Below are 26,353 nucleotides of genomic sequence, written 5' to 3'. Positions count from 1 at the left end.
TTCGCCTCTACGGCGGCCATAGGGCCGTAATCAGATGGAATTGAACTTGAAACCAAGATGGGGGCTGCCTTGAAAAAAAACAAGCGCAATGCGGCTGTAAAAAACCAGATAAAAAAAAAGAGGCCCGAGGGCCCCTTCTTTACTGCGACAGGGTGGACGCTTACGCGTCCGGCGCTGCCTTGGCAGTCGGCTCACTGTTCTCGTAGATATACAGTGGCTTGGACTTGCCTTCGATCACGCTTTCATCGATCACGACTTTGCTCACCTCGGACTGCGAGGGGATTTCATACATCGTGTCGAGCAGTACACCTTCGAGAATCGAGCGCAGGCCACGGGCACCGGTTTTACGTTCCAGGGCACGCTTGGCGACCGATTTCAGTGCGTCGGAACGGAATTCCAGATCGACGCCTTCCATCTCGAACAGCTTGGCATACTGCTTGGTCAGAGCATTTTTCGGTTCGGTGAGGATCTGCATCAACGCAGCCTCATCCAGCTCGTCCAGCGTCGCGAGGACCGGCAGACGACCGACGAATTCCGGGATCAGACCGAACTTGACCAGATCGTCAGGCTCGACTTCACGCAGGGATTCACCGACTTTCTTGCCTTCTTCCTTGCTGCGCACTTCTGCGTTGAAGCCGATGCCGCCCTTGGTGGAACGGTTTTGAATAACCTTTTCCAGACCGGAGAACGCACCACCACAGATGAACAGGATGTTACGGGTGTCGACCTGCAGGAATTCCTGCTGCGGATGCTTGCGGCCACCTTGCGGCGGAACGGAAGCGACCGTGCCTTCGATCAACTTGAGCAAGGCCTGCTGCACGCCTTCACCGGATACATCGCGGGTGATCGACGGGTTGTCGGACTTGCGCGAAATCTTGTCGATTTCATCGATGTAGACAATGCCCATCTGGGCCTTCTCCACGTCGTAATCGCACTTCTGCAGCAGCTTCTGAATGATGTTCTCGACATCTTCGCCCACATAACCGGCCTCGGTGAGGGTGGTCGCGTCAGCGATGGTGAACGGAACGTTCAGCAAGCGGGCCAGGGTTTCGGCCAGCAGGGTCTTACCGGAGCCTGTCGGGCCGATCAGCAGGATGTTGCTCTTGCCGAGTTCGACGTCGTCAGCCTTCTTGTCACGCTGGTTCAGGCGCTTGTAGTGGTTGTACACCGCTACGGCCAGTACCTTTTTCGCACGCTCCTGACCAATGACGTACTGGTCAAGGATGCCGCTGATTTCTTTAGGCGAAGGCAATTTATGCGCGCTGCTCTCGGCCTGGGCTTCCTGCACCTCCTCGCGGATGATGTCATTGCACAGGTCGACGCACTCGTCGCAGATAAAGACCGAGGGGCCGGCAATCAATTTGCGCACTTCATGCTGGCTTTTGCCACAGAAGGAGCAATAGAGCAGCTTGCCGTTGTCCTCGCCGTTGCGGGTGTCAGTCATTCGTTCGATCCAAATCCGATAGGCTTGCAACACAAGATGAAGGCTATTGCGGGCTTTTTCAAGCCCGCTGCTGATCGGACTTGCCGACAAGGCCTCTATGCGTCGCTTATTTTACGCTGGGCGCTGGTTGATCACTTCGTCGATCAGGCCATATTCCTTCGCCGCTTCTGCACTCATGAAATTGTCGCGATTGGTGTCGCGCTCGATTTCTTCCAGAGTACGGCCGCTGTGCTTGGCCATCAGCGTGTTCAGACGCTCGCGGATGAAGAGGATTTCCTTGGCATGGATTTCGATGTCCGACGCCTGGCCCTGGAAACCGCCCAGTGGCTGGTGAATCATCACACGCGAGTTCGGCAGGCAGAAACGCTTGCCCGGGGCACCTGCGGTAAGCAGGAACGCGCCCATGCTGCATGCCTGACCGATGCAAGTGGTCGATACGTTGGGTTTGATGAACTGCATGGTGTCGTAGATCGACATGCCTGCAGTCACCGAACCGCCCGGGGAGTTGATATAGAGATGGATGTCCTTGTCCGGGTTTTCCGCTTCAAGGAACAGCAGTTGCGCACAGATCAGGTTGGCCATGTAGTCCTCTACAGGACCCACCAGAAAGATCACTCGCTCCTTGAGCAGGCGCGAATAGATGTCATAGGCGCGTTCGCCACGAGCAGATTGCTCGACAACCATCGGGACCAGGCCGCCGGCGGCCTGGATATCAGAGTTCTGCTGAATATACGAATTACGGAACATGCTCTGCAGTCACTCCCAAATAGTTATGTCTTGAATACGCATAAGCCAGCTCGAAGGCTGGCTTATGTGTGTACTTCTAACGCAAAAACAATCAGTCGGCTGCTGGAGCTTCTACCGGTTTGACCGCTTCTTCGTAAGAGACCGATTTGTCGGTCACGCTAGCTTTCTGCAGAACAGTATCCACAACTTGTTCTTCCAGCACAACCGAACGCACTTCGTTCAGTTGCTGCTCGTTTTTGTAGTACCACGACACGACCTGCTCAGGCTCCTGGTAAGCCGAAGCCATTTCCTGAATCATCTCGCGAACGCGGGCTTCGTCAGGCTTGAGGTCGAACTGCTTGACCACTTCAGCCACGATCAGTCCCAGCACGACGCGGCGCTTGGCTTGCTCTTCGAACAGCTCGGCCGGCAGTTGGTCAGGCTTGATGTTGCCACCAAACTGCTGAACAGCCTGCACGCGCAGACGGTCAACTTCGTTGGACAGCAGCGCCTTTGGCACTTCGATCGGGTTGGTGGCCAGCAGACCGTCCATTACCTGATTTTTTACCTTGGATTTGATCGCCTGACGCAGCTCACGCTCCATGTTCTTGCGAACTTCGGTGCGGAAGCCGTCGATGCCGCTTTCCTTGATGCCGAATTGCGCGAAGAACTCTTCGTTCAGCTCAGGCAGCTTAGGCTCGGACACCGTGTTCACGGTAACGGTGAACTCAGCGGTTTTGCCAGCCAGGTCGAGGTTCTGATAGTCCTCTGGGAAGGTCAGGTTCAGAACGCGTTCTTCACCGGCCTTGGCGCCAACCAGGCCTTCTTCGAAGCCCGGGATCATGCGGCCGGAGCCCAGTACCAGCTGAGTGCCCTTGGCGGAACCGCCAGCGAACACTTCGCCGTCAACCTTGCCAACGAAATCGATGTTCAGCTGGTCTTCGTTCTGCGCAGCGCGATCGGCCACTTCAAAACGGGTGTTCTGCTTGCGCAGGATGTCGAGCATCTTGTCCAGGTCAGCGTCGGACACGTCGGCGCTCAGGCGCTCAACGGTGATGCCTTCGAAACCGGCAACGGTGAACTCAGGGAACACTTCGAATACAGCAACGTATTCCAGGTCTTTGCCAGCTTCGAGCGACTTTGGCTCGATCGACGGCGAACCCGCCGGGTTCAGCTTTTGCTCAACCACAGCTTCGTAGAACGACGACTGGATCACGTCGCCTACCGCTTCCTGGCGAGCATCGGCACCGAAACGGCGCTTGATTTCGCTCATTGGCACTTTGCCTGGACGGAAGCCAGCAATCTTGGCCTTTTGGGCAGTCTGCTGCAGACGCTTGTTGACCTGAGTCTCGATGCGCTCAGCCGGCACGGTGACGCTCATGCGGCGCTCGAGAGCAGTAGTATTTTCAACAGAAACTTGCATGGATATTCCTCGTTGCACAGACGTTAGCCGGCCGTTTCCGACCCCAGAATCAAGGGCATGCATTCTAGTGGGTCAAACTCAAGAAGTCACCCTACGGAAAACGGGTAAAAAAACAGCAGGCAGTTTATTCGGAGCGATACATCAAAGCAGCGCGCTCCGCAGACGAATACAAACCTTCACGCCAGGGCTCTGCACCACCGCTTCTATATATAGAAGAGACTGCCAGTCACTCCCCGACGGCCGCACTTGCGAGCAAGTACGCCAGGCAGCGCAGCATCATCGAGCAACATGATTACGACGAAGCGCCCTGCCCTTGCACCACGAAACCGGCCATACCGGATTTCAGAAGCGCTAAAACAAAAAAGGCGCCAGACTGTTAAATCTGGCGCCTTTCGAAATATGGGGTGGACGATGGGGATCGAACCCACGACAACGGGAGTCACAATCCCGTGCTCTACCAACTGAGCTACGCCCACCATATTGCGTAACAAAAAAGCCAAACAACTTCTTTGTTGAACCTCACCCGCCCGAAGACTTGAATGAAGCTTTGATTGGTGCGGATGAAGAGACTCGAACTCTTACGCCTTGCGGCGCTGGAACCTAAATCCAGTGTGTCTACCAATTCCACCACATCCGCGGATGAAGCTTTTAAAGCAAAGGCGCCAGACTGTTACATCTGGCGCCTTTCGAAATATGGGGTGGACGATGGGGATCGAACCCACGACAACGGGAGTCACAATCCCGTGCTCTACCAACTGAGCTACGCCCACCATATCGCGCTACTTGTGCCAATGCTGCCTAATGGCGCACCCGGCAGGACTCGAACCTGCGACCATCCGCTTAGAAGGCGGATGCTCTATCCAGCTGAGCTACGGGCGCCTTATTAATCTGTACTCTTAAGGACTACAAACTAAGTGCTTTCCAGTGTCGCAGAACCTTGATTCCGCTTCACCTTCTTAACCAGTGCTAGGCTGTGCCCGACAAGTGCGACGAATAGTATAGAGGGCTCCGAAGGTCGTCAAATCCTTTTTGAAAAAAATTCATTTAATTAAAGGAGTTAGAGGAATTTACTGACCAAGCGCCTTTGCCCTCACCGCTCGACATGCGAGAATGCGCTCTCATTTTTTCCCCTCTCGATGGTTAATCACGCGCAATGACTGCACAACTAATCGACGGCAAATCGATCGCCGCCAGCCTGCGCCAGCAGATCGCCCAACGAGTTGCCGAGCGTCGCCAGCAAGGCCTGCGCACGCCCGGCCTCGCGGTGATCCTGGTCGGCAGCGATCCTGCCTCTCAGGTTTATGTCTCGCACAAGCGTAAAGACTGTGAAGAGGTTGGCTTCCTCTCTCAAGCCTACGACCTGCCCGCCGAAACCACGCAAGTCGCGCTGACCGATCTGATCGATCGCCTCAACGACGACCCGGCAATCGACGGCATCCTGCTGCAGCTGCCACTGCCCGAGCATCTCGACGCATCGAAACTGCTGGAACGCATCCGCCCGGACAAAGACGTCGACGGTTTCCACCCGTATAACGTCGGTCGCCTGGCCCAGCGCATCCCGCTGCTGCGCCCATGCACCCCCAAGGGCATCATGACCCTGCTGGAAAGCACCGGTGCCGATCTGTACGGGATGGACGCCGTGGTCGTTGGCGCGTCCAACATCGTAGGCCGCCCGATGGCGATGGAACTGTTGCTGGCCGGCTGCACCGTCACCGTGACTCACCGCTTCACCAAGGACCTGGCCGGCCACGTCGGCCGCGCCGATCTGGTGGTTGTCGCCGCCGGCAAGCCGGGCCTGGTCAAGGGCGAGTGGATCAAGGAAGGCGCGATCGTGATCGACGTCGGCATCAACCGTCAGGACGACGGCAAACTGGTCGGTGACGTTGTCTACGAAACCGCCCTGCCCCGCGCTGGCTGGATCACTCCGGTGCCCGGCGGCGTCGGCCCGATGACCCGTGCGTGCCTGCTGGAAAACACGCTTTATGCAGCAGAAACCCTGCACGCCTGAGTGACATTTTCAGCGTTGAAAAAACCCGCCTTGTGCGGGTTTTTTATTGTTTGAGAAAAAACTGTAACCGTTCGCCGGAAACCCCTCTTTTTACAGGCCTTTTCACGAGATTTTCAGGTCGTTCAAACAACCATCGACAGATCTTCAGCCATACTCCTAGAATGCGACGCTTTGAAGAAATAACCCGTTACAAACTAACGGAATATCCAACCTTTATGAGTTCGCCCGCGTGAAAATTCGTCTTTCGATCCTGAGCCTGTTTTTCGCATTTGCAGGCACATTCATCACGCCAACGATCAACGCCGCGGAAACCACCGCTGCCCCACGCGACGCCTCGACCCTGAAGATCGCCTCCGGCAGCGCACTGCTCATGGATATGCAGACCAACAAAGTCATCTACTCCAGCAACCCTGACGTGATCGTGCCGATCGCCTCCGTCAGCAAGTTGATGACCGGACTGGTGGTGGTTGAAGCGCGGCAGAACATGGACGAATGGATCAATGTCGACATCAGCAACACCCCGGAAATGAAGGGGGTGTTTTCTCGAGTCAAACTCAAGAGCGAGCTGCCGCGCCGCGAAATGCTGCTGATTGCCTTGATGTCCTCGGAAAACCGCGCGGCGGCCAGCCTCGCCCACCATTATCCGGGCGGCTATGCCGCGTTTATTGCGGCAATGAACGCCAAGGCCAAGATGCTGGGCATGACCAGCACGCATTTCGTCGAGCCAACCGGGCTGTCAGAGCGCAACGTTTCCACTGCGCGCGATCTGAGCAAATTGCTGGTCGCCGCGCACAAGCACCCGTTGCTGAGCCAGCTCAGTACCACCAAGGAAAAAACCGTCGCCTTCCGCAAGCCCAATTACACCTTGGGTTTTCGCAACACCGACCACCTGGTCAACAAGGCTGACTGGGACATCATGATCACCAAGACCGGCTTCACCAATCCCGCCGGTCATTGCTTGGTGCTGGTGACTCGAATGGCCAACCGTCCGGTGGCGCTGGTGATCCTTGATGCATTCGGCAAGTACACGCATTTTGCCGACGCCAGCCGCATTCGCAGCTGGATGGAAACCGGTCGCAGCGCGGCGGTGCCGGCAGTCGCGCAGCAGTACAAGGCACAGAAAAACCTCAAGTCGCGCCAGAGCGGCGTGGTTGAAGCGTCCAAATAGCTGTCGCACAGTAAAAAGCCCCGATTTTCGGGGCTTTTTTTCGTCTGCCAGATCAGTCGTTGGGCAGCGGCATCTTGTCGTCATCGGGGATGCCATCGCCCGCAACTGGATCGCGGGACGGCTCGGGGGTCAGCACATTCGGCCGCGCCAACGGGTCACGCATCGGGCTGTCCGGATCAAGCACCGGGTCGACGTCTGACTCGGGCGTGGTCGGCACGCTGTCCGGTTTCTGGTCATCGAAGCTTGAATCGGTACTCATACGCACCTCACTCAGGGTTTCAGATCGCCCAACGGGTCGTAGGCTTTGCCGGGCTTGCGCTGCTCATCGTCGGGCTTTTCGTCCAGCGGAGCCTTCGCCGGGCCGACCGGGTCTACCTGCGGATCATCGAGATCGGGCGAATCCGGATCGAAGCCAAGATCCTCGCCAGAGGAATGCTCAGAAGAATGTGGGCCTTTCGGGGATGAATCTGCCATGTGCGCCTCCTGGTGCGCCCGCAAAATCACGGGCTCTACGCATAGGAGGCGAGCCGGACGCAGTCGTGCCCGGCAAGTGACGAACGGAGCTCAGTGTGCCGCCAGCGCCTTGCGCGCCTGCGCCGCTTCGTTTTCCTGACCGGCCTGGGCCAGCGCATCGGCTGCTTTCAGCCAGCGCTGCGTGTCAACGGCTGCAGGGATCTGCGAAGGTTTCTGGATCAGAATGGCCCAGCCGCCGGACTTTTCCAGCGCCGACTCGAAGGCACTGAAACTCATCAGTTGCCGACGGTTCATCCCGGCGCGCAGCAGCACGTTCTGCTTGTTGCGATCGTAGCCGGAAAGAATCGCATAGCGCGGCTCGGCCCAGAACGCCGAACCTTCGCTAAAGCGCACCATCACCGGATAACCGGCAGCTACCTGGGTCAACAGCGCTGGCAGATTGCTGTCCAGCGGGTAGACCAGCATGCCGTATTCACGAGCGAGGTTTTCAATGTTGCGCTGCAACTTGTCTTCGCCGCCCGGCAACTGCAACGGCTTTTCCAGCAGGCCCGGGGTGATCACGACGCCTTGCTGCGACAGCAGGCTGGCCAGCACCTGCGGCCCGCTCTGATTGGCTTCGCCACGATAGAACGTGCCGCTCAACTCGACCCGCTCCGGCAGACGCTTGACCTCCGGCGCCACAGTACCTGCGCAACCGTTCAAAACTGCCGCACCGACCGCAATGAGCAGCGCCGCACGCACTCGGGAAAATAGCTGGACCATCATCACTCTCTGTTCAGACGCCGGTCATCGTGTTCCGGCAACGCTGCGATCATAGGGCCGTGACCGCCTGCGGTATAGCCTTTGACCGCAGACCAGGCGATTGCATAGAGCGAACTGATTGGTCGCCAGCGACCTTTGGTCAATAGCCTGAAACACCCCATTGGCTAGACTGTCAGTGAAACAGAGCGAATTGAAAAGTGTGCGCCCGCTGCAGGGCGAAGAGGAGGCACTGATGAGCCTGACCATGACCATCGTAATGTTGATTGCCGGCTGGCTGGCTGTGGCGACTGCCATGTTGTGGGGGGTGTTGCGGATTTCGCGGAGGCATCATCACCCGGTGCAGACTGCGCCAACTGAGAAAAGCGAAGAGCATCGTGGGCGGCATGTGACGGCGCACTGAAGATCAAAAGCCCCTCACCCTAGCCCTCTCCCGGAGGGAGAGGGAACTGACCGGGGTGTTTATTCGAAGTATTCCAACCTGAGCTATCTAGCCGAACTCCGGATTTGAAAAGCCCGCAAATCAGCTCCCTCTCCCTCTCCCTCGGGAGAGGGTTGGGGTGAGGGGGCAGATTTCAGCTCGAACACAATCTCAAAGCAAAAAAAAACCGCCTGAGCCCAAAAGCCCAAGCGGTCTTTACGCTGTCAGCGCTTACGCTTGCTGAGTAACTTTCTTCTGTTTAGCCCGACGCGACATCATGTTCAACACCTCGATACCCGCCGAGAACGCCATCGCCGCATACACATAACCTTTCGGTACGTGAGCGCCGAAGCCTTCGGCGATCAAGGTCATACCGATCATGATCAGGAAGCCCAGGGCCAGCATCACCACGGTCGGGTTGTCGTTGATGAACTTGGCCAGCGGGTCAGCTGCCAGCAGCATCACCAGGACCGACACCACTACCGCAATGATCATGATCGGCAAGTGTTCGGTCATGCCGACAGCGGTAATGATGCTGTCAATCGAGAACACCATGTCGAGCATCAGGATCTGACCGATCGCGGCAGCGAAGCCCAGGGTTACGGTCGAGGTCGCGGTCTTCGGATCTTCCGGAGCCGGGTCCATGCTGTGATGGATCTCGGTGGTGGCTTTCCACACCAGGAACAGGCCACCGGCGATCAGAATCATGTCCTTCCAGGAGAACGCCTGGCCAAGGATTTCAATCACCGGCTCGGTCAACTGCACGATGAAGGCGATGGTGCTCAACAGCGCCAGACGCAGAATCAACGCCATGCCGATACCGATACGGCGAGCCTTCTGCCGATGTTGCTCAGGCAGCTTGTTGGTCAGGATCGAAATAAAGATCAGGTTATCGATGCCGAGCACGATTTCCATTACCACCAGTGTGGCCAAAGCAACCCAGGCGGTGGGGCTGGCGGCGAGTTCTAACAGATATTCCATGGGTCAGTCCTGACTCTGTGTAAGACGGGGTTAGATAGTCTTGGAGGAAGATTCGGATTCTTCCGTTTCTTTTTCCGGTGTTTCTTTTTTCTGAATCAAGCCACCGGTGGCATCGCTGAGCGCTTGCTCGGCGGCTTTATGGGTGTCGTCGATCGCTTGCTTGGCCGTTTCGGCCGCCGCGCCCATCAATTGCTGGGCGCTTTTTTCGGCCTGGTCGCAACCTGCCAGAACCAGTAAAGACGCAAACATCAGCGCAGGAAATGTGTATTTCATAATGATTCCTCGAATAAATCAGAGCGGCACGCAGAGCAGCCGTCGATGGCTGGGCATTCTAGGGAGGCAAACACTTCAGTAAAATTCGTATTTTTAGCGGCTATACTTCGGTTTTCACGAACTGAAGACCGTCATGCTCAATTACCGTCAACTGCACTACTTCTGGGTTGTCGCCAAGACCGGCAGCATCGTACGCGCCTGCGAGCAACTGAACCTGACCCCGCAAACCATCAGCGGGCAGATCTCCCTGCTTGAACAAACCTACGGCATCGAATTGTTTCGGCGTGTCGGCCGGCAGCTGGAACTCACCGAAGCCGGGCGCCAGGCCCTGCCCTACGCCGAGCAGATGTTCCAGCTCGGCGGTGAACTCGAGTTGATGCTGCGCGCGCAGCCCAACGAACAGCAGATCCTCTTTCGCGTCGGGGTCGCCGACGTGGTGCCGAAATCCATCGTTTATCGCTTGATCGCGCCAACCATGGAATTGAGCGAACCGCTGCGTATCACCTGCCGCGAGGACAAACTCGAACGCTTGCTGGCGGATCTGGCGATTCAGCGTCTCGATCTGGTGATTTCAGACAGCCCGATGCCTTCGCACCTCGACATCAAGGGCTACAGCCAGAAACTCGGTGAATGCGGGATCAGTTTTTTCGCCACCGCCGAACTGGCCGCGACATACGGTCAGGACTTCCCGCGCAGCCTGCACGGCGCCCCGCTGCTGATTCCCGGCGCGGAGACCGTGGTGCGCAGCCGCTTGCAGCGCTGGTTTGCCGAACAGCAGATCCAGCCGCAAATCGTCGGCGAGTTCGATGACAGTGCGTTGATGCAGGCGTTCGGCCAATCCGGCAGCGGGATTTTCATTGGCCCGAGCGTGATTGCCGATGAGGTGAAGCGCCAGTACGGCGTCGTGTTGATCGGCCAGACCGACGCGGTGACCGAGTCGTTCTATGCCATTTCGGTGGAGCGCAAGGTCAAGCACCCCGGCATAGTTGCGATTACCGAGGGTGCCCGACGCGAGCTGTTTACCACCTTATGAAGCGCAGGCTTCGCGCGGCTTCAAGGTCATCAGGACCATGGCGAGGAACACCGACAGCAGGATGAACCCGGCAGCGGCAAAACCGAGGAAGCCCAGGCCCGCGCTGTCGATGACCCGACCGCCGATCATCGCGCCCAGGCCGATGCCCAGATTGGCCCCGGCGATGTTCAACGAGGCGGCGAAGGCCGGCGCTTCCGGCGCGGCCTTCATCAGGCGCACATGGCTGACCAGGAACAACGCCGCCTGGGTCACGCCCCAGATCGCCATCGCCACGGCCAGGCCCAACGGTGAATGAATGTTCGGCACCAGCGAGACCATGCCAGCGATCATGAACGCGCAGAACAGCACCGAAGCGCCGAGCGGGTGCCGGTCCACCGCACGGCCGCCCAACGAGTTGCCGATCAGCCCGACCGCACCGAAGCCCATCAGGCACCAGCCGACCACGGTGCCGTTGAACCCGGCCAGCCGCTCAAGGATGTCAGCCAGATAGGTGTAAGCGGTGAACATGCCGCTGAACACCAGGATCGACAACAGCACATGGCCGAGCATCAGCGGGCTGCGCAGGATCTTGAACTGCGAACGGAAGCTGACTTGATGCTGATGCAGGCTGGTTTTCGGCAGGTAGACGAACAGCAGCAGAGCCTTGGCAAACGCAACCACCGCGAGAATCGCAAACGCCGTGCGCCAGCCGAAGGCGTCAGAAATCAACGTGCCGACCGGGATGCCGAACACCGTGGCGCAGACAATCCCGAAACCGATCTTGGCGATGGCGCGACCGGCGAAGTCCGGGCCGACGATATCCACCGCCGTCTCGCTGGCCAGTGCCCAGAACACCGGCAACCCCAGCGCCGGAATCAATCGGGCAACGGCCATGACCCAGATATTCGGCGCCAGTGCCGCAACGGTATTGGCCAGACCGAACATGATCAGGATGCTGATGAACAATTTACGCCGCTCGAAACGGGCGAAATACGCAGTGAGGAACGGGCCGAACATCGCCACGGTAAACGCGAACAGCGTCACCAATAATCCGGCTTGTGGAATGGTGACTTCAAGATCGCGGGCAATCGCCGGCAACAGGCCGACGATGACGAATTCCGTGGTCAGCACCGTAAATCCGGCGGCGGACAACAGAAGAATAGGCAACAGCATGCGCAACTCCAGCAAAACGACAACACCAGCGTTGGCCTTAAGGCCCGCTGGCGAAATTTGAAAATGAGGATGGCGCAGCTTAACAGAGAGTGCCCCGGCCTGACTTGCACAAACCTGTCTGATTGGCCAAACAAACCGGTGGCAGATCGTCACATGCCTGAGGGACAAGGCCTACGCTGTGATAAAGTCCGCGCCCTGCAAAACGTACAGCTTGTCCAGCGGCCGGTTTTTGGCGCTGATGTCGATTCGACACTCGGTTCGTGCCTGCCCACGCAACCTCGCACCCTATAAAAAACAGAGATGCCGTTCATGACCGCCTCATCCCCTTCTCTCCTGCAACGCTTGAAAAATCTCAGCCTGGTGACCCAGATCGTGATCGGCCTGATCGCCGGTATCGTCCTGGCGCTGCTTGCCCCGGAAGCGGCCAAGTCCACCGCGTTCATCGGCAAGGTGTTTGTCTCGGCGTTGAAAGCCGTGGCGCCGATTCTGGTGTTCGTGCTGGTGATGGCCTCGATCGCCAACCACAAGCATGGTCAGGAAACCCACATCCGGCCGATCCTGTTCCTGTACCTGCTGGGCACGTTCAGCGCAGCGGTGGTGGCCGTGGTTGCCAGCATGGCGTTCCCGTCCCATCTGGTGCTGTCGACTGAAAACGTTGCGGTCAGCGCACCGGGTGGTATTAGTGAAGTACTGCAAAGCCTGCTGCTGAGCGTGGTGGACAACCCGGTCAGCGCGCTGATGAACGCCAACTTCATCGGCATTCTGGCGTGGGCGATCGGCATGGGCATCGCGATCCGCCATGCCGGCGACACCACCCGCGAAGTGCTGGGCGACCTGTCCAACGGCGTCACGGTCATTGTTCGCGTGGTCATCCGCTTCGCGCCGCTGGGTATTTTCGGTCTGGTCGCGTCGACGCTGGCCACGTCCGGTTTCGGCGCACTGCTGGGTTACGCGCACCTGCTCGCGGTATTGCTCGGTTGCATGCTGTTCGTGGCGCTGGTGATGAATCCGCTGATCGTGTTCTGGAAGCTGCGCCGCAACCCTTATCCGCTGACCCTCAAGTGCCTGCGCGAAAGCGGCATTACGGCGTTTTTCACCCGCAGTTCGGCGGCGAACATTCCGGTCAACCTGGAACTGAGCAAGCGCCTGGGCCTGCATGAAGACACCTACTCGGTGTCGATCCCGCTGGGCGCGACCATCAACATGGCCGGCGCGGCGATCACCATCACCGTACTGGCCCTGGCTGCCGTGCACACGCTGGGGATTGCCGTGGACATTCCGACGGCGATCCTGCTCAGCGTCGTGGCAGCGATTTGTGCGTGCGGTGCTTCGGGTGTGGCCGGTGGCTCGCTGCTGTTGATTCCGCTGGCGTGCAGCCTGTTCGGCATCCCGAGCGAAATCGCCATGCAGGTGGTGGCGGTCGGTTTCATCATTGGCGTGCTGCAGGATTCGGCGGAGACTGCGCTGAACTCGTCGACTGACGTGCTGTTTACCGCAGCGGCTTGCATGGGTGAAGAAGCGAAGGCCCAGCGTACCGCCTGATATTCACGGTACCCCGATCGTTCCCACGCTCCGCGTGGGAATGCCTCTACGGACGCTCCGCGTTCGGCTCGAAAAAGGGACGCGGAGCGTCCCGGGCTGCATTCCCACGCGGAGCGGTGGGAACGATCAAATGAAAAGCCCGCCTCGGTGTGAACCTTGGCGGGCTTTTTTGTAGCTGGCTGTTTTAGAACGCGCCCATGTAATCGCGCTTGCCCACTTCCACCCCGTTATGACGCAGCAGCGCATAAGTCGTCGTGACGTGGAAGAAAAACTGCGGCAAACCGTAAGTCAGCAGGTACGACTGGCCACTGAAGCGCTTCTCTTTCGGGGTGCCCGGACGGGTGACGATCTCGATGCCTTCCTTGCCATCGATCTGCTCTGGCTTGATCTCGCCGATAAACGCCAGGACCTTGGCGATCAGGGCTTGCAGCTCGGCGAAGGTGGTTTCGCTGTCGTCGTACTTCGGCAGTTCTACTTCGGCCAGACGCGCCGACACGCCTTTGGCGAAGTCGACGGCGATCTGCACCTGGCGGGTCAGCGGGAACATGTCCGGGTACAGACGCGCTTGCAGGAACGCGTTCGGGTCGATGTTTTTCTCGCTGGCGTGGGCTTCAGCCTTTTTCAGCACATCGCTCAGGGCGTTGAGCATTTGTTGAAAAACCGGGACGGATGCGGCGTGCAGGGAAATGGTCATGGCAGTCTCGTGTGATGGCTGGGTGGAACAAGGAGGCGATTATAGCCATGCTTGATGACCACACGGCTTGCCTTTTGTTGGGCAAGGATTAGGCTAGGCGCCTTCGACTGCAGAGGGAACGCGCGATGACCACCGAACCAGAATCCAGCTCCGAACAGCCACAGCTCAACACCACGGAAATCCGCATCCTCGGCTCACTGATCGAGAAACAGGCGACCAGCCCGGAAAGCTATCCGCTGACCCTCAATGCGCTGGTGCTGGCCTGCAATCAGAAAACCAGCCGCGAACCGGTGATGAACCTGAATCCGGGCCAGGTCGGCCAGAGCCTGCGCGCCCTTGAGGGCCGGGGTTTTGCCAGGCTGGTGATGGGCAGTCGCGCCGATCGTTGGGAGCACAAGGTCGACAAGGCGCTTGAGCTGGTGCCAGCGCAGGTGATCTTGAGCGGACTGATGTTTCTGCGCGGCCCGCAGACCGTCAACGAGCTGCTGACCCGCAGCGGCCGCATGCATGAATTCGAAGACGCCGAACAGGTGGTGCATCAGCTCGAGCGCTTGATTGCGCGCGGGTTGGCCGTGCTGATCCCGCGTCAGGCCGGGCAGCGTGAAGACCGTTACACCCATGCGCTGGGCGATCCGGCGGACATCGAGGCGATCATCGCCGCGCGGCAGAATCCGGTGGAGCGCTCGGCCACCGGCGTTTCGGTGGAGCGTATCGAAGAGCTCGAAGCACGCATCGCCGCACTGGAAGAGCGCCTGGCACGCCTCGAATAATTCACGCATTCCCTTGTAGGAGTGAGCCTGCTCGCGATAGCGGCGTGTCAGTCACCTGATTGTTGAAGACACACCGCTATCGCGAGCAGGCTCACTCCTACAGGGGACGTGCGTTTATTCACCGTCCCAGTAATCCACCCCGTCCGCCTGCCGCGCCACGGCGACAAACCCGGACGGGTTGCCCTCGGCATCGACGCTGAAATTATCCATCACCGCATATTTGTTCGAGTCCGGGTATTCGCAGATCTCGGGTTGCTGCTGCGTGCTGATCGCCAGGTAACGCAACTCGCCCGAGCTGGTATTGATGATCTGATGCGCCTGCTCCGGGCCGCCCGGTGGACAGGCGATGATGTCACCGCTGCGGATCGGAAAACGCTCAGCGCCCAGGCGCACCTCGCCCTCCCCGGCCACCACGTAGAACATTTCCTCATTGACCCGATGGCTGTGAAACGGACTGCCGCGCATGCCCGGCGGCAAGGCGTACAGGCGGTAGCCAAGTTTTTGCGCGCCCAGTTGCTGGCCGATGCGGGCGAAGCGCTGTTGGTAGCGCCCAGCGGTTTCGCCTTGCGGGGCAAGGGCTTCGGGCAGGGGTTCGAGCTCGACCTCGTCGACATTGAGGATGGGCGGATGCATGGACGGCCTCGGTTTTGGTTTTTGGTGAAGGCAAGTCTGCGCTTGCCGCGCAGGCAGCATAGCCGAGGATGTCTGGCTTGATACCGCAGCGCGGCCATCGCCAGCAGGCTGGCTCCCACAGGTTGACCAGGTTCCAGTTGAAAAAGTGCGTCAACCTGGGAGCTTGTCTGCAAGGGATGGCGGACGCCAGACTGCAGTTGGCTGGCTCCCACAGGTTGACCGTGTTCCAACTGGAAAAATGCGCTTAACTTGTGGGAGCTTGCCTGCAAGGGATGGCAGACGCCAGACCGCAGGCTGGCTGGCTCTCACAGGTTGACCGGGTTCCAGCTGAAAAATGCGCTCAACCTGTGGGAGCTTGCCTGCAAGCGATAAGGTCCGCGCCGCCACCGCAAGATTCAATCAGCTACGCGCAAACGCCACCGCCGCCGCAAACTGCGCTTCATTCGGGCGCACGCCGGTATACAGCACAAACTGCTCCAGCGCCTGAATCGCGATGACTTCCAGCCCGGTGATGACCCGTTTGCCCTCGGCCCGAGCGCGCACAATCAGCGGTGTTTCCGAGGGAATCGCCACCACATCGAAAACCGTCTGCGCCGCCTTGATGACTGCCGGTTCAAACGCCAGTTGCCCCGCTTCCGGCCCGCCGTCCATCCCTACCGGCGTGACGTTGATCAACATCTGCGGGCGCTCCTCGCCCAGCTCTGCCTGCCAGCGGTAACCCAGCGAGTCCGCCAGCGCACGCCCGGCGCGCTCGTTGCGGGCGACGATCAGGCCGTTCCTGTAACCGCCGTCGCGCAAGGCACTGGCCACCGCTTTGGCCATACCGCCGCTGCCGCGCAGGGCGAAGGTCGAGTCCGTGGGCACGGCGTGGCTCTGGAGCAACTGGGCGACGGCGATGTAATCGGTGTTATAGGCCTTGAGGTGGCCGTTAGTGTTGACGATGGTGTTGATTGACTGGATCGCTGCCGCCGACGCATCGAACTCGTCGACCAGCGCAATGCACGCTTCCTTGAACGGCATCGATACGCCGCACCCGCGGATGCCCAGTGCGCGAATCCCGCTCACGGCACCGGTCAGGTCTTGACTGCTGAAGGCCTTGTAATAGAAATTCAGGCCCAGCTGTTCATACAAATGGTTGTGGAAACGCAGACCGAAATTGCCGGGCCGCCCCGACAGGGACATGCACAGCTGGGTGTCTTTGTTCGGGTTCATCTGCATGAAACTTCTCCTTCGAACGCACTTTCGGATAGACGGGATTAGCCAGCCCCGCGGGCTCTGAACGATCATGGGGCGTGATTTAGAGGGCTTTCGCGGCGATCGTTCAGCCCGGTAAAGAAACCGCTACAGACCTTACACAAAATTTACCCAGCGGCTGTGCTGATTTTGCCGATTTCACTGTCTCAGATGTATCCCCGCGACAACTATGGGCCTGGTGCAGGCCCTGCCGCCGGGTCGAAGAACCGAGGACTTATCATGATTCGTAAACTTCCCATTATGGCTTTGCTGATCGGCGCGCTCGCGGTCACGGGTCAGGCAGAAGCGGGTGGTGGCCACGGCTGGCAAGGCCCTGCAGTGTTTGGCGCGATCGTCGGCTCGGCCATCATCGGCTCGGCACTGATCAATCAGGATCGGCCGGTGTATGTGCAGCAACCGGTGTACGTACAGCCCCAACCGGTTTATGTGCAGCAGCCGCCACCGGTTTACTACCAGCCGGCGCCGGTGTATGTGCAGCAGCCGGTTTACGTGCAGCCGGCGCCGGTTTATTACGGCCCGCCTCGCGGGTATTACGGCCGGCCGCATGGGTATTACGGCGGGCCACGCTGGTGACAGGGACACGGAGCCCCGCTTTTGAAGCGGGGCTTTTTTGTGGGGAGTGTGCGATCGGCTTTGGACTTGTGGTGGATTCGCCCCTCACCCCAGCCCTCTCCCTGTATGTACCGGAGACATGGTGGACACATGTTCGGAGACATGGTGGACGGTTTTAGATCTTCTTACCTGCCGTCACGACCTGCAAGTTCAAGTCGATTCGAGCGACACGATGTCTACTCCAGTAGACATCGTGGATGCCGTCCTCCGTCGTCTCCCTGATCGCTATGCACCTGCCATAAAAAGCCTTTCCAATCTTGTATTCCCGATTCCTCCAAAAGATTTCGCCTCCCACCTGTACCTTCCTGACCACATCCGCGTCGCTGTACTCCGGTTCCGCCGGTCGCTCCTGATATTCCCTTGGGCTGCCACTGTAACGAGCCGCCGGCACCGCCATGCCCAGCGCCTGATGAGGGCGTTTTTGGTTGTAGATGTCGCGCCAGGTATCAAACGCCCGTTGTGCGTCGTCGAGATCGGTGAAAAACCGGCCTTGCAGGACTTCATTTTTCAGGCTGCGGTGGAAGCGCTCCAGTTTTCCCTGAGTCTGAGGATGATAAGGCCGGGAGTGACCGACCTTAATGCCCTGGCTCATCAGCCAGACTTCCAGCGCAGTATAAACGCCAGTCTGATCGCCCCATGGCGAGCCGTTGTCCATCGTCATGCGCAACGGCAGGCCGTAGCGTCGAAACGTCCGGATTAGATGGTCTTGTACAGTTTGGCGCTGTTCATTGGCACATGCGGCAATGCATAGCGAAAAGCGTGAGTGGTCGTCCAGTATTGTGAATGGATGGCAGCGTCCGTGGCTCAGACTGAAATGTCCCTTGAAGTCGATCTGCCATAGATCGTTAGGCGCTTCGTGCTCAAAGCGGATAAATGGTTTGATCTCGGTAGCCTTTGGATCAACACGCGAATGACGCTGCAAAACCGCATGCACAGTGCTGACAGAGGGCATCACAGCGCCTTCATCTTCCAGCACGCGCTTGAGCTTGCGGGCACCCCAGGCCTCGTATCGCTGACTCATGGTCAGAATCCGCTGCTCAACCTCATCAGCACAACGTTTCGGTGATGTTTTCGGTCGACGGGACTGATCGTGCAACCCCTCTACACCTGATATTTCAAACCTGTTGAGCCATTTGTAGGCAGTACTTGGGCTGATATTGAATCGACGGCAAAGCTGCCGAACATTCGCTCCTTCTTGCCGAGCTAAATGCACAAACTCTGTACGAAGTTGCATGGTGGATGCCTCTTGCCAGGACACAGGTCATCTCCTTGATGATGAGCAATGTGCCTATTAAAAAGTGTCCACCATGTCTCCGAACACCTGTCCACCATGTGTCCGGTACATACACTCCCGGAGGGAGAGGGAGCCGATCTCGGTTGGCTTTGAAGTTTGCGTACGACCCGGTATTTCCCGTCGGCGCATATCACGTACGACTCGGTATTTCACCTCAGCGTACCTCTCACATCCACCGCGATCAGTCCCCTCTCCCCCTGGGAGAGGGCTAGGGTGAGGGGCTTTTGATCTTTACGGGCGCACTGAGCATATTCGACCATTCGTCGCCCAACGTCTGAAAAAATCTCGCCAAGGTCGCTGCGAGAACAGTTTATGCAGCTAAAGTCGGCATGATTGACTCGACCGTCATGGGCATTTCCACGAAACGGTCATGGTTTTGTCATGACGGAGCCGCAATCTGAATCCGTCCGTAAACAACAGGTTGATAACAACAAGGACGACGGTATGCCAACACAAAACCCGCACCGCATTGTCGGTCTGTGCACCTCGAGCAAGGTGTACAGCGCGCTGACCGAACTCAAGCATCTGGAAGGTCACCGCTGCGCCAAGTTTCTTTCGCTGCTGGCGGAGAATCTGGTGCACAAAGGCTTGCTCAACGAGCGCGAAGTCATGCACATGCTCGATCAAGTGGTCGACTGAGGCAGCCCTCAACGGCGTCAATGACCACTATCGAAAGCGTTGATTGTCCGTAGAAGCGGCGAATCTCTAAGGTAACTCCATTGTTGAATGGAGGTACAGGTCATGGCTCAGGTTCAAATCATGTCGGTGGTCGGCAGTGCGGTTCCCGCTTCGCTCAGGGCGTCGGGGTTGCTCGCCTGCTGGTATCTGATGCGCGACGGCGAGGCGATCAGTGGTCCGCTCACCTCGTTACCCGCCGCACAGGCCTTGTCGCAGAAAATCGTCGGCGCGTCGTTCAACGCCTAAGGCAGTTGCACCTTGGGTTTGGTCTCGACGAACAGCGCCCAGCTCGACAGGAACAGCGCGGCGATCAACGGGCCGATGACGAAGCCGTTGAGGCCAAACACCGCGAGGCCGCCCAGGGTCGAGATCAGAATCATGTAATCGGGCATTTTCGTATCCTTGCCCACCAGAATCGGGCGCAGGACGTTGTCGACCAGGCCGATCACGAAAACCCCGAACAGGCCCAGCACCACGCCTTGCCAGATCATCCCGCTGAGCAGGAAGTACACGGCCACCGGCGCCCAGACGATTCCCGCGCCGACCGCTGGCAGCAACGACAGAAACGCCATCAACACCGCCCAAAGCAACGCGCTGGGAATGTCGAGAAACCAGAAAATCGCCCCACCCAGCGCCCCTTGCGTTACCGCGACGAGCACGTTGCCTTTGACGGTCGCACGCACCACGCGGTTGAATTTCAGTTGCAGGCGACGCTTGTGGTTTTCCTCCAGCGGCACCGCGGTGCGCATCTTGCGCGCCAGTTCAGGGCCGTCACGCAGGAAGAAAAACAGCAGGTACAGCATGATGAAAAAACTCACCACGAATTCAAAAGTGCCCTGGCCGAAACTGAACGCCTGAGTCGCCAGCACCTGACTGCCCTGCATGGCGGCCTTGACGATTTTCTCGCGCAGGCTGTCGAGTTCGCCCATGCCGAAACGGTCAAGCAAATGCTGAAAGTATGGCGGCAGGCTGTGCTTGAACTGCGCCAGATAGGCGGCAATGTCCAGCTCACCGCTTTCAATGTTCTTGTAAACCGTCGCCCCCTCCTGCACCAGCAGAATGCTGACGATGATCACCGGCAGGATCGCGATGACCAGGCACAGGCTCAACGTGCACAGCGACGTCAGGTTGCGTGGCCAGCCGAATCGGATCTGCAGCCGGCGCTGCACCGGCGCGAACAGAATGCCGAGAATCACTGCCCAGAACACCGCACCGTAGAACGGCAGCAGGATCCAGATGAAGGCCACCGTGACCAGCACCAGCAGCACTGTCAGGGATTTGAATTGAAGACTCTTTTCGTTCATGTCCGGTCCATGTCTGTCAGGCGTCATGCACGCCCCGAACCTTAGTCACCCGCGACGTGCGCGAGTGCCCTGTTTATTCGTTGAGCATAGATCCAGATCAATAAACCCTCGCTGCGCCTCGCTTACCCTGCCGCGCTTTTGCGACCGCCATCATGAACTCGACCCACAGCGCCCCCGAACTGCTCGCCCCCGCCGGCACCTTGAAAAACATGCGTTACGCCTTCGCCTACGGCGCCGATGCGGTGTATGCCGGGCAGCCGCGTTACAGCCTGCGGGTGCGCAACAATGAATTCGACCATGCCAATCTGGCGTTGGGCATCCGTGAGGCGCAGGCACAGGGCAAGCGCTTCTATGTGGTGGTCAACATCGCCCCGCACAATGCCAAGCTGAAGACCTTTCTCAAGGATCTGGCGCCGGTGATCGAGATGGCACCGGATGCGCTGATCATGTCCGATCCGGGGCTGATCATGCTGGTACGTCGGCACTTTGCGCAGATGCCGATTCATTTGTCGGTGCAGGCCAACACGGTGAACTGGGCGAGCGTCGAGTTCTGGCAACAGCAAGGTGTCAGCCGGGTCATTCTGTCGCGGGAATTGTCGCTGGAAGAGATTGGCGAAATCCGCGAACAAGTGCCTGGCATGGAGCTGGAAGTGTTCGTCCACGGCGCGCTGTGCATGGCCTACTCCGGGCGCTGCCTGCTCTCCGGCTACCTGAACAAGCGCGACGCCAATCAGGGCAGCTGCACCAATGCCTGTCGCTGGAAATACTCGGCGCAGCAGGCCACGGAAAATCAGCTCGGCGAGATCGTACAGACCTTCCAGCCCGAGCCGACCCTGGGCCTCGGCGCACCCACCGATCAGGTGTTCCTGTTGCAGGAAGCCAACCGCCCGGACGAACTGATGCCGGCCTTCGAAGACGAGCATGGCACCTACATCATGAACGCCAAAGACCTGCGCGCCGTGCAGCACGTCGAGCGTCTGACACGCATGGGCGTACATTCGCTGAAAATCGAAGGCCGGACAAAATCGCATTTCTATTGCGCCCGCACCACTCAGGTGTATCGCCGCGCCATCGACGATGCGGTCGCCGGCCGTCCGTTCGACCGCAGCCTGATGAGCGACCTCGAATCACTGGCCCAGCGCGGCTACACCGAAGGCTTTCTGCGCCGGCATGTGCATGATGAATATCAGAACTATCAGCACGGCAGCTCCGTGTCAGAGCGTCAGCAGTTCGTCGGCGAACTGACCGGTAAACGGCGTGAACGGCTGGCCGAGGTCAAGGTGAAGAACCGCTTCGCCGTGGGCGAGCATCTGGAATTGATGACGCCCAAGGGCAACTTTCATTTTGACCTGCACGAACTGCACAACCTCAAGGGCGAGACCATCGACGTAGCGCCGGGGGATGGCCACACGGTTTATCTGCCGATACCCGATGCGCTGGATCTGCGCTTCGGGTTACTGATGCGCGATATCCACACGACCTGAGATCCGTAAGCAGACTCGCGACCCTGTGGGAGCGAGCCTGCTCGCGAAGAGGCCAGCCAATCCAACACAAAAGCCCAGGGCTCAGCGCCGATCATCCGACAACGGCGTCGGCTCGTCCGCCGGCGGCACGTCCTCATCCGCGGCGGGATCTTTCCAGTCTTCCGGCCGGTCAGCATCGCTCAAGGGATCGCGCCCCGGGTCCATGCCCGGCGGCGCATCGTGATCGCTCAACGTCGGCTCGTCGGTGCCGGGAATACGGCGGGTCTGGTCGGTGGGCGCAATGCCGCCCGGAAACAGCGAATCGTCAGCCATGGTGCACCTCACAAAAACAGCGCCGGAATGTCCGGGTTGTCTTGGTTGGAGGCGAGGAAATTGGGCAGCGTGCGACGCAGCAGACCAGCGGCATTCAACCTTGCGCGGAAAAGCGATCACGGCTGTTGGTCAGGTGCAGCCACATCGCCGCCCGCGCCGCTTCCGGGTCCTGACGCTTGATCGCATTCAGGATCGCCTCGTGCTCCAGATTGGCCAGTTGCCCGAGCTTGCTCAGATCCGCCGCGCCCCGTTCGGCAGCATTGAGGCGAGTACGCGGAATCATCGCGCTGCCCAGGTGCTGCATGATCTCGCTGAAGCACACGTTACCGGTGGCCTCGGCGATCAACAGGTGAAAGCGCCGATCCGCCTCGACGCAACTGTCGTTGTTGTCCAGCAGCCGCTGATAGTCATCCAGCGCCTGGCGCATCTGCAGCAGTTGCTGCTCGCTGCGCCGTTGCGCCGCCAATGCCGCTGCCTGGGTTTCCAGGCCCAGGCGCAACTCGAGCATGCTGCGTACACCGAGCGCGGTGTCGACATTCAGGCGCAAGCCCTGCTCTGGCGCGCGCTCGATGACAAACGTGCCGATGCCATGGCGAGTTTCCACCAGCCCTGACGCCTGTAATTTGGAAATCGCCTCACGCACCACCGTGCGGCTGACGCCGTGCTCCTGAACGATGGAATTCTCCGACGGCAGCTTGTCACCCGGCGTCATCTGGCCGAGCAGAATGCTCTGGGTGAGCTTTTCCACCAGGTCATGCGCCAGGTTGTGCGCACGTTTGCGGGCGGGGGCGTCGAAGTCTTCTTGCATGGTCGAGTCCGGTGATCGGGGCTTGCCGATCGTAGCACCGCGCGTGACGTTGGCGGGACTGATTTTGGCCCTCTAACGCAGCCAACTTGTATGACAACAGCAAAAGTCATCCGAAACACACATCAAATCTTTCGTCACCCAGCCGCCCTTTGCAAAGACAAACAGCGACGCGCCCGCCACGCGAAAGCCAACAAATATGGCGCAGACGAAGCAAAAAACATAAAAACCTGCTTCTCAAGACGAAATTAATCACCCCACCCCACTTGTAGGACAAAAATTTCAAGTTGTATGATGTCTAGCAACAACGCAGCACCCAGACCTACCCGCATAAAAATAATCAGTGGGAGAAAACCAAGTGAAAACCTCCGTCTCGGGGATGAGCGAGGGTGTCGATCCGACGCTCGCCTCGGCCATCTCGAAAGTCAAACGCCACGTCCTGCCGCTCTTCGTGATCATGTTCATCGTCAATTACATTGACCGGGTGAACATCGGTTTCGTCCGCACCCACATGGAAACCGACCTGGGCATTGGCGCCGCTGCCTACGGCTTCGGCGCCGGGCTGTTCTTCATCGGTTACGCGCTGTTCGAAGTCCCTTCCAACATGCTCTTGCAGAAAGTCGGCGCGCGCATCTGGCTGACCCGCATCATGTTCACCTGGGGTCTGGTCGCCGCCGGCATGGCGTTCATCCAGAACGAAACCCACTTCTATATCCTGCGGTTCCTCCTCGGTGTGGCTGAGGCCGGTTTCTTTCCCGGGGTGATCTATTACTTCACCCGCTGGCTGCCCGGTGCCGAGCGCGGCAAGGCGATTGCGATTTTCCTCAGTGGCTCGGCCGTGGCTTCGTTGATCTCCGGGCCGCTGTCCGGCCTGCTTCTGCAAATCAACGGTCTGGGCATGCATGGCTGGCAGTGGATGTACTTCATCGAAGGGATGTTCTCGGTGTGCCTGTGCGTGTTCGTCTGGTTCTGGCTCGACGCGAAACCGCACGATGCGAAATGGCTGACCCGCGCCGAACAGGATGCCCTGGTCACCGCCATCGACGACGAACAAAAGGCGCGTGAAGCCGCGACTCCAATTCGTCCGTCGCTGGGCAAATTGCTCAAGGACCGGCAGATCATTCTGTTCTGCCTGATCTACTTCTTCATTCAGTTGACCATCTACGCAGCGACGTTCTGGCTGCCGAGCATCATCAAGAAAATGGGCGAGCTGAGCGACGTGCAGGTCGGCCTGTTCAACTCGATTCCGTGGCTGCTGTCGATTGTCGGCATGTATGCGTTCGCCACGCTCTCGGCGAAGTGGAAACACCAGCAGGCGTGGGTCGCCACCGCGCTGTTGATCGCCGCGGCGGGGATGTTCATGTCCACCACCGGCGGGCCGATTTTCGCTTTCGTGGCGATCTGCTTTGCGGCGCTGGGGTTCAAGTCGGCGTCGTCGCTGTTCTGGCCGATTCCGCAGGCTTATCTGGATGCCCGCATCGCCGCAGCGGTGATCGCGCTGATCAACTCGGTGGGCAACCTGGGCGGCTTCGTGGCGCCGACCACCTTCGGCTTGCTCGAAGAACACACCGGTTCGATTCAGGGCGGCCTCTATGGTCTGGCCGCGACCTCGATCATCGCCGCGATCATCGTCTTCGCCGCACGCACCACACCGAAACCTGCTGCTGAAAACGCCGTGGCCGACGCCGCGCCGAAACACGCCTGAATTCGTCTTCAAAGGAAAACAACAATGAGCGTACACGACACCGCCAAAGCCCCGATCATCACCGACATGCAGGTCATTCCGGTGGCCGGTCACGACGGCATGCTGCTCAACCTGAGCGGCGCCCACGGGCCGTTTTTCACCCGCAACATCGTCATTCTCAAGGACAACGCCGGCCACACCGGCGTCGGTGAAGTGCCCGGTGGCGAGCGCATTCGCCAGACCCTGGAAGACGCGCGCAATCTGGTGGTCGGCAGCCCGATCGGCACCTACCAGAAGATCCTCAACCAGGTGCGCCAGACCTTCGCCGATCGCGATGCCGGCGGCCGTGGCCTGCAGACCTTCGATTTGCGCATCACCATCCACGCCGTCACTGGCCTTGAAGCCGCCCTGCTCGACCTGCTCGGTCAGCATCTGGACGTGCCGGTGGCGGCACTGCTCGGCGAAGGCCAGCAGCGTGACGAAGTGAAGATGCTCGGCTATCTGTTCTATGTTGGTGATCAGCGCGAAACCGACCTCGCCTATCGCAGCGAACCGGAGGCCGACAACGACTGGTTCCGCGTCCGCCACGAAAAAGCCATGACCGCTGAAGCCGTGGTGCGTCTCGCCGAAGCGGCGCATGCCAGGTACGGTTTCAAGGACTTCAAACTCAAGGGCGGCGTGCTCAGCGGCGACGCCGAAATCGAAGCGGTCACCGCCCTCGCCGAGCGCTTTCCAGGGGCGCGGATCACCCTCGATCCGAACGGTGCATGGTCGTTGCAAGAGGCGATCCGCCTGTGCCGCGACCAGCACCACGTTCTGGCCTATGCCGAAGACCCGTGCGGTGCGGAAAACGGTTATTCCGGCCGTGAAGTGATGGCTGAATTCCGTCGTGCCACCGGGTTGAAAACCGCAACCAACATGATCGCCACCGACTGGCGCGAAATGGGCCACGCGATTCAGTTGCAGTCAGTGGATATTCCGCTGGCCGACCCGCATTTCTGGACCATGCAGGGTTCGGTGCGCGTCGCGCAGATGTGCCACGAATGGGGCCTGACCTGGGGCTCGCATTCCAACAACCACTTCGACATCTCGCTGGCGATGTTCACCCACGTCGCCGCTGCCGCACCGGGCGACATCACCGCCATCGACACCCACTGGATCTGGCAGGACGGCCAGCGCCTGACCAAGGCGCCCCTGCAAATCGTCGGCGGCTGCGTGCAAGTGCCGCAGAAGCCGGGGCTGGGGGTGGAACTGGACATGGATCAAGTGGCCAAGGCCCACGAACTCTACAAAGGCATGGGCCTCGGCGCGCGGGATGACAGCGTGGCGATGCAGTTCCTGATTCCGGGGTGGAAATTCGATAACAAGCGGCCGTGTCTGGTGCGTTGAGCCCGATCTTCAGTCCACCACCATCCCTGTAGGAGT

28 protein-coding genes and 4 tRNA genes are annotated in these 26,353 nt (G+C 59.2%); 12 read left to right on the top strand and 20 right to left on the bottom strand.

Annotated elements, in window-relative coordinates:
- Positions 1 to 160: 160 nt before the first annotated feature.
- The 7 genes from clpX to J3P75_RS10175 form a co-directional block, all read right to left on the bottom strand.
- Positions 161 to 1,444 (bottom strand): ATP-dependent Clp protease ATP-binding subunit ClpX, encoded by a 1,284-nt coding sequence (clpX, locus tag J3P75_RS10205; protein ID WP_016775335.1) that lies wholly within the window; start codon positions 1,442 to 1,444, stop codon positions 161 to 163.
- 111 nt (positions 1,445 to 1,555) lie between these two features.
- Positions 1,556 to 2,191 (bottom strand): ATP-dependent Clp endopeptidase proteolytic subunit ClpP, encoded by a 636-nt coding sequence (gene clpP, locus J3P75_RS10200; protein ID WP_007951559.1) that lies wholly within the window; start codon positions 2,189 to 2,191, stop codon positions 1,556 to 1,558.
- A 91-nt stretch (positions 2,192 to 2,282) separates the two neighbouring features.
- Positions 2,283 to 3,593, bottom strand: a complete 1,311-nt coding sequence (tig, locus tag J3P75_RS10195) for a trigger factor (protein WP_093100444.1) — start codon at positions 3,591 to 3,593, stop codon at positions 2,283 to 2,285.
- A 400-nt stretch (positions 3,594 to 3,993) separates the two neighbouring features.
- Positions 3,994 to 4,069 (bottom strand) — tRNA-His (locus tag J3P75_RS10190).
- A 76-nt stretch (positions 4,070 to 4,145) separates the two neighbouring features.
- A tRNA-Leu gene (locus tag J3P75_RS10185) sits at positions 4,146 to 4,230 on the bottom strand.
- A gap of 57 nt (positions 4,231 to 4,287) precedes the next feature.
- Positions 4,288 to 4,363, bottom strand: a tRNA-His gene (locus J3P75_RS10180).
- 32 nt (positions 4,364 to 4,395) lie between these two features.
- Positions 4,396 to 4,472: transfer RNA gene (locus J3P75_RS10175), tRNA-Arg, on the bottom strand.
- 274 nt (positions 4,473 to 4,746) lie between these two features.
- Here J3P75_RS10175 and folD point away from each other — a divergent pair.
- Positions 4,747 to 5,601, top strand: a complete 855-nt coding sequence (gene folD / locus J3P75_RS10170; RefSeq protein ID WP_090284495.1) for a bifunctional methylenetetrahydrofolate dehydrogenase/methenyltetrahydrofolate cyclohydrolase FolD — start codon at positions 4,747 to 4,749, stop codon at positions 5,599 to 5,601.
- 229 nt (positions 5,602 to 5,830) lie between these two features.
- Positions 5,831 to 6,769 carry a D-alanyl-D-alanine endopeptidase gene (pbpG, locus tag J3P75_RS10165; RefSeq protein WP_434710198.1) on the top strand — a complete coding sequence of 313 codons (939 nt, stop codon included), beginning with the start codon at positions 5,831 to 5,833 and terminating at the stop codon, positions 6,767 to 6,769.
- 52 nt (positions 6,770 to 6,821) lie between these two features.
- On the opposite strand, the gene J3P75_RS10160 is transcribed toward pbpG, so the two are convergent.
- The 3 genes from J3P75_RS10160 to J3P75_RS10150 form a co-directional block, all read right to left on the bottom strand.
- A complete protein-coding gene (locus J3P75_RS10160; protein WP_434710196.1) occupies positions 6,822 to 7,028 on the bottom strand; it encodes a hypothetical protein in 207 nt (68 codons plus the stop codon).
- 11 nt (positions 7,029 to 7,039) lie between these two features.
- Entirely contained in the window at positions 7,040 to 7,243 is a 204-nt protein-coding gene (locus J3P75_RS10155; RefSeq protein ID WP_434710194.1) for a DUF6021 family protein, read from the bottom strand.
- 90 nt (positions 7,244 to 7,333) lie between these two features.
- Positions 7,334 to 8,005 (bottom strand): peptidase C39 family protein, encoded by a 672-nt coding sequence (locus J3P75_RS10150; RefSeq protein WP_434710192.1) that lies wholly within the window; start codon positions 8,003 to 8,005, stop codon positions 7,334 to 7,336.
- A 232-nt stretch (positions 8,006 to 8,237) separates the two neighbouring features.
- Between J3P75_RS10150 and J3P75_RS10145 the strand changes: the two genes are divergently transcribed.
- A complete protein-coding gene (locus J3P75_RS10145) occupies positions 8,238 to 8,405 on the top strand; it encodes a hypothetical protein (RefSeq protein WP_172833265.1) in 168 nt (55 codons plus the stop codon).
- A gap of 249 nt (positions 8,406 to 8,654) precedes the next feature.
- On the opposite strand, the gene J3P75_RS10140 is transcribed toward J3P75_RS10145, so the two are convergent.
- Positions 8,655 to 9,404, bottom strand: coding sequence for a TerC family protein (locus J3P75_RS10140; protein WP_090284503.1), 750 nt, complete (start codon positions 9,402 to 9,404; stop codon positions 8,655 to 8,657).
- Positions 9,405 to 9,434: 30 nt separating this feature from the next.
- The gene (locus J3P75_RS10135) at positions 9,435 to 9,677 is read right to left on the bottom strand and encodes a hypothetical protein (protein ID WP_090284505.1); all 243 of its coding nucleotides are present in this window, start codon (positions 9,675 to 9,677) and stop codon (positions 9,435 to 9,437) included.
- Positions 9,678 to 9,810: 133 nt separating this feature from the next.
- Here J3P75_RS10135 and nhaR point away from each other — a divergent pair, with 133 nt between their 5' ends.
- On the top strand, positions 9,811 to 10,710 hold the full coding sequence (gene nhaR, locus J3P75_RS10130) for a transcriptional activator NhaR (RefSeq protein WP_090284507.1): 900 nt from the start codon (positions 9,811 to 9,813) through the stop codon (positions 10,708 to 10,710).
- Here the strand turns inward: nhaR and J3P75_RS10125 are convergent.
- Positions 10,705 to 11,862: an MFS transporter gene (locus tag J3P75_RS10125; protein ID WP_093100186.1), complete on the bottom strand. Its 1,158-nt coding sequence runs from the start codon at positions 11,860 to 11,862 to the stop codon at positions 10,705 to 10,707. The genes nhaR and J3P75_RS10125 overlap by 6 nt on opposite strands.
- Positions 11,863 to 12,171: 309 nt before the next feature.
- On the opposite strand from J3P75_RS10125, the gene sstT reads away from it, so the two are divergent.
- Positions 12,172 to 13,404 (top strand): serine/threonine transporter SstT, encoded by a 1,233-nt coding sequence (gene sstT / locus J3P75_RS10120; RefSeq protein ID WP_434710190.1) that lies wholly within the window; start codon positions 12,172 to 12,174, stop codon positions 13,402 to 13,404.
- Between the two features lie 184 nt (positions 13,405 to 13,588).
- Here the strand turns inward: sstT and J3P75_RS10115 are convergent, their stop codons facing one another.
- Positions 13,589 to 14,098, bottom strand: coding sequence for a DUF1993 domain-containing protein (locus J3P75_RS10115; protein ID WP_434710188.1), 510 nt, complete (start codon positions 14,096 to 14,098; stop codon positions 13,589 to 13,591).
- A 125-nt stretch (positions 14,099 to 14,223) separates the two neighbouring features.
- Here J3P75_RS10115 and J3P75_RS10110 point away from each other — a divergent pair, with 125 nt between their 5' ends.
- Positions 14,224 to 14,868, top strand: coding sequence for a YceH family protein (locus J3P75_RS10110; RefSeq protein ID WP_434710186.1), 645 nt, complete (start codon positions 14,224 to 14,226; stop codon positions 14,866 to 14,868).
- Between the two features lie 114 nt (positions 14,869 to 14,982).
- Here J3P75_RS10110 and J3P75_RS10105 read toward each other — a convergent pair whose 3' ends face one another.
- Together J3P75_RS10105 and J3P75_RS10100 are read right to left on the bottom strand one after the other, a co-directional pair.
- Positions 14,983 to 15,501: a cupin domain-containing protein gene (locus J3P75_RS10105; protein WP_434710185.1), complete on the bottom strand. Its 519-nt coding sequence runs from the start codon at positions 15,499 to 15,501 to the stop codon at positions 14,983 to 14,985.
- A 399-nt stretch (positions 15,502 to 15,900) separates the two neighbouring features.
- On the bottom strand, positions 15,901 to 16,719 hold the full coding sequence (locus tag J3P75_RS10100) for a shikimate 5-dehydrogenase (protein ID WP_434710184.1): 819 nt from the start codon (positions 16,717 to 16,719) through the stop codon (positions 15,901 to 15,903).
- A gap of 255 nt (positions 16,720 to 16,974) precedes the next feature.
- Here J3P75_RS10100 and J3P75_RS10095 point away from each other — a divergent pair, with 255 nt between their 5' ends.
- A complete protein-coding gene (locus J3P75_RS10095; protein ID WP_434597028.1) occupies positions 16,975 to 17,328 on the top strand; it encodes a hypothetical protein in 354 nt (117 codons plus the stop codon).
- Positions 17,329 to 17,482: 154 nt separating this feature from the next.
- Here the strand turns inward: J3P75_RS10095 and J3P75_RS10090 are convergent, their stop codons facing one another.
- On the bottom strand, positions 17,483 to 18,625 hold the full coding sequence (locus tag J3P75_RS10090; RefSeq protein ID WP_434707542.1) for an IS481 family transposase: 1,143 nt from the start codon (positions 18,623 to 18,625) through the stop codon (positions 17,483 to 17,485).
- Between the two features lie 480 nt (positions 18,626 to 19,105).
- On the opposite strand from J3P75_RS10090, the gene J3P75_RS10085 reads away from it, so the two are divergent.
- Both J3P75_RS10085 and J3P75_RS10080 read left to right on the top strand, forming a co-directional pair.
- On the top strand, positions 19,106 to 19,300 hold the full coding sequence (locus J3P75_RS10085) for a hypothetical protein (protein WP_016984641.1): 195 nt from the start codon (positions 19,106 to 19,108) through the stop codon (positions 19,298 to 19,300).
- 102 nt (positions 19,301 to 19,402) lie between these two features.
- On the top strand, positions 19,403 to 19,585 hold the full coding sequence (locus J3P75_RS10080; RefSeq protein WP_203418686.1) for a hypothetical protein: 183 nt from the start codon (positions 19,403 to 19,405) through the stop codon (positions 19,583 to 19,585).
- Here the strand turns inward: J3P75_RS10080 and J3P75_RS10075 are convergent.
- Complete coding sequence (locus J3P75_RS10075) at positions 19,582 to 20,643, bottom strand: AI-2E family transporter (RefSeq protein ID WP_434710182.1); 1,062 nt, start codon at positions 20,641 to 20,643, stop codon at positions 19,582 to 19,584. The genes J3P75_RS10080 and J3P75_RS10075 overlap by 4 nt on opposite strands.
- Positions 20,644 to 20,795: 152 nt before the next feature.
- Here J3P75_RS10075 and yegQ point away from each other — a divergent pair, with 152 nt between their 5' ends.
- Complete coding sequence (gene yegQ / locus J3P75_RS10070) at positions 20,796 to 22,127, top strand: tRNA 5-hydroxyuridine modification protein YegQ (protein WP_434710180.1); 1,332 nt, start codon at positions 20,796 to 20,798, stop codon at positions 22,125 to 22,127.
- Positions 22,128 to 22,208: 81 nt separating this feature from the next.
- On the opposite strand, the gene J3P75_RS10065 is transcribed toward yegQ, so the two are convergent.
- Both J3P75_RS10065 and J3P75_RS10060 read right to left on the bottom strand, forming a co-directional pair.
- Positions 22,209 to 22,439, bottom strand: coding sequence for a hypothetical protein (locus J3P75_RS10065; RefSeq protein ID WP_434710178.1), 231 nt, complete (start codon positions 22,437 to 22,439; stop codon positions 22,209 to 22,211).
- A gap of 94 nt (positions 22,440 to 22,533) precedes the next feature.
- Positions 22,534 to 23,247, bottom strand: coding sequence for a FadR/GntR family transcriptional regulator (locus J3P75_RS10060; protein WP_093100159.1), 714 nt, complete (start codon positions 23,245 to 23,247; stop codon positions 22,534 to 22,536).
- A 355-nt stretch (positions 23,248 to 23,602) separates the two neighbouring features.
- Here J3P75_RS10060 and J3P75_RS10055 point away from each other — a divergent pair, with 355 nt between their 5' ends.
- Both J3P75_RS10055 and gudD read left to right on the top strand, forming a co-directional pair.
- On the top strand, positions 23,603 to 24,949 hold the full coding sequence (locus tag J3P75_RS10055) for an MFS transporter (protein ID WP_434597008.1): 1,347 nt from the start codon (positions 23,603 to 23,605) through the stop codon (positions 24,947 to 24,949).
- Between the two features lie 24 nt (positions 24,950 to 24,973).
- Complete coding sequence (gudD, locus tag J3P75_RS10050; RefSeq protein WP_434710176.1) at positions 24,974 to 26,317, top strand: glucarate dehydratase; 1,344 nt, start codon at positions 24,974 to 24,976, stop codon at positions 26,315 to 26,317.
- The last annotated feature ends 36 nt before the right edge of the window (positions 26,318 to 26,353 follow it).

Source organism: Pseudomonas sp. R1-1 (assembly GCF_051132135.1).
In the GTDB taxonomy this organism is placed as follows: domain Bacteria; phylum Pseudomonadota; class Gammaproteobacteria; order Pseudomonadales; family Pseudomonadaceae; genus Aquipseudomonas.
This window is presented reverse-complemented; position numbering and strand designations above follow the sequence as displayed.

Excerpts from the sequence above, each read along its gene's own strand:
- J3P75_RS10140 (WP_090284503.1), bottom strand. The coding sequence starts at position 9,404 with ATGGAATATCTGTTAGAACTCGCCGCCAGCCCCACCGCCTGGGTTGCT.
- J3P75_RS10100 (WP_434710184.1), bottom strand. The coding sequence starts at position 16,719 with ATGCAGATGAACCCGAACAAAGACACCCAGCTGTGCATGTCCCTGTCG.
- J3P75_RS10095 (WP_434597028.1), top strand. The coding sequence starts at position 16,975 with ATGATTCGTAAACTTCCCATTATGGCTTTGCTGATCGGCGCGCTCGCG.
- J3P75_RS10115 (WP_434710188.1), bottom strand. The coding sequence starts at position 14,098 with ATGACCATTTCCCTGCACGCCGCATCCGTCCCGGTTTTTCAACAAATG.
- J3P75_RS10060 (WP_093100159.1), bottom strand. The coding sequence starts at position 23,247 with ATGCAAGAAGACTTCGACGCCCCCGCCCGCAAACGTGCGCACAACCTG.
- J3P75_RS10135 (WP_090284505.1), bottom strand. The coding sequence starts at position 9,677 with ATGAAATACACATTTCCTGCGCTGATGTTTGCGTCTTTACTGGTTCTG.
- J3P75_RS10105 (WP_434710185.1), bottom strand. The coding sequence starts at position 15,501 with ATGCATCCGCCCATCCTCAATGTCGACGAGGTCGAGCTCGAACCCCTG.
- gudD (WP_434710176.1), top strand. The coding sequence starts at position 24,974 with ATGAGCGTACACGACACCGCCAAAGCCCCGATCATCACCGACATGCAG.
- J3P75_RS10125 (WP_093100186.1), bottom strand. The coding sequence starts at position 11,862 with ATGCTGTTGCCTATTCTTCTGTTGTCCGCCGCCGGATTTACGGTGCTG.
- J3P75_RS10150 (WP_434710192.1), bottom strand. The coding sequence starts at position 8,005 with ATGGTCCAGCTATTTTCCCGAGTGCGTGCGGCGCTGCTCATTGCGGTC.
- clpX (WP_016775335.1), bottom strand. The coding sequence starts at position 1,444 with ATGACTGACACCCGCAACGGCGAGGACAACGGCAAGCTGCTCTATTGC.
- J3P75_RS10065 (WP_434710178.1), bottom strand. The coding sequence starts at position 22,439 with ATGGCTGACGATTCGCTGTTTCCGGGCGGCATTGCGCCCACCGACCAG.
- tig (WP_093100444.1), bottom strand. The coding sequence starts at position 3,593 with ATGCAAGTTTCTGTTGAAAATACTACTGCTCTCGAGCGCCGCATGAGC.
- J3P75_RS10145 (WP_172833265.1), top strand. The coding sequence starts at position 8,238 with ATGAGCCTGACCATGACCATCGTAATGTTGATTGCCGGCTGGCTGGCT.
- J3P75_RS10085 (WP_016984641.1), top strand. The coding sequence starts at position 19,106 with ATGCCAACACAAAACCCGCACCGCATTGTCGGTCTGTGCACCTCGAGC.
- clpP (WP_007951559.1), bottom strand. The coding sequence starts at position 2,191 with ATGTTCCGTAATTCGTATATTCAGCAGAACTCTGATATCCAGGCCGCC.
- J3P75_RS10110 (WP_434710186.1), top strand. The coding sequence starts at position 14,224 with ATGACCACCGAACCAGAATCCAGCTCCGAACAGCCACAGCTCAACACC.
- nhaR (WP_090284507.1), top strand. The coding sequence starts at position 9,811 with ATGCTCAATTACCGTCAACTGCACTACTTCTGGGTTGTCGCCAAGACC.
- J3P75_RS10075 (WP_434710182.1), bottom strand. The coding sequence starts at position 20,643 with ATGAACGAAAAGAGTCTTCAATTCAAATCCCTGACAGTGCTGCTGGTG.
- sstT (WP_434710190.1), top strand. The coding sequence starts at position 12,172 with ATGACCGCCTCATCCCCTTCTCTCCTGCAACGCTTGAAAAATCTCAGC.
- folD (WP_090284495.1), top strand. The coding sequence starts at position 4,747 with ATGACTGCACAACTAATCGACGGCAAATCGATCGCCGCCAGCCTGCGC.
- J3P75_RS10160 (WP_434710196.1), bottom strand. The coding sequence starts at position 7,028 with ATGAGTACCGATTCAAGCTTCGATGACCAGAAACCGGACAGCGTGCCG.
- J3P75_RS10155 (WP_434710194.1), bottom strand. The coding sequence starts at position 7,243 with ATGGCAGATTCATCCCCGAAAGGCCCACATTCTTCTGAGCATTCCTCT.
- J3P75_RS10080 (WP_203418686.1), top strand. The coding sequence starts at position 19,403 with ATGGCTCAGGTTCAAATCATGTCGGTGGTCGGCAGTGCGGTTCCCGCT.
- yegQ (WP_434710180.1), top strand. The coding sequence starts at position 20,796 with ATGAACTCGACCCACAGCGCCCCCGAACTGCTCGCCCCCGCCGGCACC.